The organism is Micromonospora sp. M51, assembly GCF_018070305.1.
Taxonomy (GTDB): Bacteria; Actinomycetota; Actinomycetes; order Mycobacteriales; family Micromonosporaceae; genus Micromonospora; species Micromonospora parva.
The window spans coordinates 1-4,060 of the sequence record NZ_JAGPXZ010000582.1 but is presented as its reverse complement, the minus strand read 5'-3'; the positions used below and the strand labels follow the sequence as shown (position 1 = coordinate 4,060).

General features: G+C 72.3%; 4 protein-coding genes and 1 pseudogene. All 5 read right to left on the bottom strand.

Annotated elements, in window-relative coordinates; all coding sequences use genetic code 11:
* Positions 1–330 (bottom strand): annotated as a pseudogene (locus tag KBX53_RS24915) (guanylate kinase); the annotation flags it as partial.
* Positions 331–355: 25 nt separating this feature from the next.
* Complete coding sequence (gene mihF, locus KBX53_RS24910) at positions 356–673, bottom strand: integration host factor, actinobacterial type (protein ID WP_030335662.1); 318 nt, start codon at positions 671–673, stop codon at positions 356–358.
* A 178-nt stretch (positions 674–851) separates the two neighbouring features.
* Positions 852–1,688, bottom strand: coding sequence for an orotidine-5'-phosphate decarboxylase (gene pyrF, locus KBX53_RS24905; RefSeq protein WP_210861956.1), 837 nt, complete (start codon positions 1,686–1,688; stop codon positions 852–854).
* Between the two features lie 72 nt (positions 1,689–1,760).
* Complete coding sequence (locus tag KBX53_RS24900; protein WP_210861954.1) at positions 1,761–3,035, bottom strand: adenosylmethionine--8-amino-7-oxononanoate transaminase; 1,275 nt, start codon at positions 3,033–3,035, stop codon at positions 1,761–1,763.
* A 286-nt stretch (positions 3,036–3,321) separates the two neighbouring features.
* Positions 3,322–4,060 (bottom strand): quinone-dependent dihydroorotate dehydrogenase (locus tag KBX53_RS24895; protein WP_210861953.1); only part of this gene is annotated, 739 nt, incomplete at its 5' end.

Below are 4,060 nucleotides of genomic sequence, written 5' to 3'. Positions count from 1 at the left end.
CAGGTCGAGCGGGAGCAGCACCGGCTGCCCGGCGTCGAGCCGGGCGCGCAGCGGCGGGTACGGGGTGCCCCGGCGGTAGGAACCGATCCGGGACCATTCCAGCAGCTCACCGTCGACGATCCGGCGATCGAACTCGGCGGGGGCGAGGAAGACGCGGTCCACCCCGTCGATCTCCGACTCCCGGCGCGGCCTGGTGGTTGCCGCGACCGGGATCCACACGGACGGAGAACGCGCCCGGACGAGCTCGACGACACTCTCCCTGCCGGATCCCGAAGGTCCAGCCAGGACAGTGAGCCGAGCCGCCGGGCGCGCCTCGTCATCCGTGCTCACTGCTTGTTTCTACACGCTGCCAGGTTCAGTTGGCGGCGAACTCTCCAAGCAGTGCCTTGCGCTGCTGCTCGCCGAGGCCACGCAGGCGACGGCTGTCGGCGATCTTGAGCTTCTCCATGATCTGGGTAGCCCGGATCTTGCCGATGCCCGGCATGGCCTGCAGGACGGCCGACACCTTGAGCTTGCCGACGACGTCGTCGCTCTCGGCCCGCTCGAGGACGGCACCGAGAGTGGTCTTGCCCTGCTTGAGCTGCTCCTTCAGCTGAGCACGGGCCTTGCGGATCTCCGCGGCCTTCTCGAGCGCGGCAGCGCGTTGTTCGGGGGTCAGTGACGGGAGCGGCACCAGTTCTCCTCAGGTCCCTATCGCGGCGGGCGGGGCGCACCGCCGCATCTGTGAAACGTGGTGTCGCTGTGAACCAAGGGGTCCATGGTTCCCAGCGCGGGGAAAACTAGCGGCCAACGGAGCTTTCGGCAACGTGGGGGCCGCATGATCACCGTAGAGTGACCGACCCGTCAGTCAGTCACCGGGCAGGCAGAACGGCCCGGCAGTCGACCAGAACGCGGTCCGCGGCGGCCCGCAACGCGCCCACGTCGGGGCCCGCCGAGAGCACTTCCCGGGAGTACGACGGGAGCACCGAGGCGAGGCTGGAACCGAAGACGGTACGCAGATCGGCCGCGCCGGCACCCTGCGCGCCGAGCCCCGGAGCGAGCAGCGGGCCCCCCACTCCGGACAGGTCGTGACCGGTGTCACCGATGGTCGCGCCAACCACCAGTCCGAAGCTCCCGAGCGGGGACGCACCCCTGTTGAGCTGGGAAATCTCATCAATCACGGTCTGCGCCACGGTCCGGCCGTCGGCGGTGACGGCCCGCTGCACGGCCGCGCCCTCGGGGTTGGACGTGAGGGCCAGCACGAACACACCGCCGCCGTGCTCGGCGGCCAACTCGAACATCGGCGCCAGCGAGCCGACCCCGAGGTAGGGGCTCGCGGTGACCGCGTCGACATAGACGGGACTGGATGGGTCAAGGTACGCGGCGGCGTACGCGCTCACCGTCGAGCCGATGTCGCCCCGCTTGACGTCGAGCAGAACGAGCGAGCCGGCATCTCGTAACTGTCGGATAGTTGACTCAAGAATCGCCACACCTCGGGATCCGAATCGCTCGAAAAAGGCCGACTGAGGCTTGACCACCGCAACCCGGTCACCGAGCGCTTCGACGACGGTTCGACTGAACCGGTCGAGCCCGTGCACGTCGTCCGGAAGGCCCCACTGGGCCAGCAGACCGGGATGCGGGTCGATGCCCACACAGAGTGGGCCCCGCTCGGTGATCGCCCGGTGCAGCCGGGTACCGAAGCTCTCCATGGGAGTGTTCCCCTCTTCTCGTCCGGACGGCTGCCCCGCCCGGGTAACCGTCGACCCGGTGACCGGGCCGACTCAGCCGACCGCCACCGCCGCCGCGACCCCGGTCGCGATCCGGGCCAGGTCGACGTCGTCGGTGACGTACGGCGGCATCGTGTAGATCAGGTCGCGGAACGGACGCAGCCACACCCCCTGGGCGACGGCGGCGGCGGTGGCCGCGCCGAGGTCGACCTCGTGATCGAGCTGGACCACGCCGATCGCGCCGAGCACCCGCACGTCGGCCACGCCCGGCGTGCCCCGCAGCGGCTCCAGGCCGGCGCGCAGGCCGGCGCCGATCCTGGCGACCTGGCCGGCCCAGTCTCCGGCCCGCAGCAGCCCGATGGAGGCGTTCGCCACCGCGCAGGCCAGGGGGTTGCCCATGAACGTGGGCCCGTGCGCCAGCACGCCGGTAGCCGAGATGCCCCGGGCGACCTCCGGGGTGCACAGCGTCGCCGCGAGGGTCAGGTACCCGCCCGTCAACGCCTTGCCCACGCACAGCACGTCCGGCGTCACACCGGCGTGCCCGGCGGCGAACATCTCACCGGTCCGGCCGAAGCCGGTGGCGATCTCGTCGAAGATCAGCAGAATTCCGTGCGCGCGGGTCACCTCACGCAGCACCCGCAGGTAACCCGGATGGTGGAAACGCATTCCCCCGGCGCCCTGCACGACCGGCTCGACGATCACGGCGGCCAACTCGTCGGCGTGCCGTTCGACGGTCTCCACCAGCGCCGCCACGTACGCGTCGTCGGGCGGATCGGTGAAGCCGCCCGGCGGCACCGGGGCGAACACCTGCCGGGGCAACACGTCGCCCCACAGGTGGTGCATCCCGCCCTCCGGGTCGCAGACGCTCATCGGGTGGAACGTGTCACCGTGGTAACCACCCCGCCAGGTGGCCAGCCGGCGGCGCTGGGGCCGGCCGACAGCCCGCTGGTACTGCAGGCACATCTTCACCGCCACCTCGACGCTGACCGAGCCGGAGTCGGCCAGGAACACGTGCTCCAGGCCGTCCGGGGTCAGTTCGACAAGCGTCTGGGCGAGCCGCACCGCAGGCTCGTGGGTGAGCCCGCCGAACATCACGTGGCTCATCCGGCCGAGCTGGTCGGTCACCGCCGCGTCCAGCACCGGGTGCCGGTACCCGTGGATCGCCGCCCACCAGGACGACATCCCGTCCACCAGCTCCCGCCCGTCGGCCAGCCGCAGCCGTACGCCCTCGGCGCTCTGCACCACGTACGGCGGGTTCGCTGGCGGCAGCGCGGCATACGGGTGCCAGACATGGGCCCGATCGGCGGCCAGAATCTCCTCAGGTGTCACGCGTACTCCACCGTGCCTCGAACCGTCCGGACGACGGACGTCCTGCGGCCGGGCCGGGCCGGGCCGGGCCGAACCGCCCCGCCGCCGCCGTCCGGCCCGCCGCGCCCGCACCTCGCCGCCTGCCTTTGCTCTGCACCCGCGGAGGCGACACCCGCTGGTCGGGGGCCGCGCTCCTGGTGGTGCGTCCACGGGTGCAGAGCAAAGGGGCAACAACCGGCGAGGGGCCCCTGGCGCGGAGCGGGCTCTGCACCCCGGCTGCACCGGGTCAGCACCAGGCTGGCTACGGTCACCGGCCGGCGACGGGGTCCGGTGCCGTCGACGGGGGCGCGGACCCGGCGGTCGCGCGGACGGCGGCCCGCACCAGGGCCGGACCCCGGTAGATGAAGCCGGTGTAGAGCTGCACCAGGGCGGCGCCGGCATCGAACATCCGGGCCGCGTCGTCCGGGTCCAGCACACCACCGACGCCGATGCTCGGCCGCCGGCCGCCGGTCTCACGGTGCACGACCGCGACCACGTCGCGGGCCCGCCCGGTGAGCGGCCGACCGGAGAGACCACCGGCCTGCGCGCCGCGCTCGACGTCGACGCCGGCGAGCCCGTCGCGCGACAGGGTGGTGTTGGTGGCGATCACCCCGGCGGCGCCCCGGGCCAGGCAGACCTCCAGCAGCTCGGCGATCGCCGCCTCGGTCAGGTCCGGCGCGATCTTCACCAGCACCGGCTTCTCCCCCACCAGTGCGCCGAGCAGCGCGTCCAGGTGGGCGCGGTCCTGCAACGACCGCAGACCCGGGGTGTTCGGTGAGGACACGTTCACGGCGAAGTAGTCACCGTGCCCGCGCAGCGCCCGGTACGAGGCGAGGTAGTCCTCGACCGCCTCGTCGAGCGGTGTCACCTTGGACTTGCCCAGCGAGATGCCCAACGGCACCCCGAGCGGGCGCGGTAACGCCGCCAGCCGGGCGGCCAGCGCGGCCGCCCCGGCGTTGTTGAAGCCCATCCGGTTGACCACCGCCTCGCTGGCCGGCAGCCGGAAC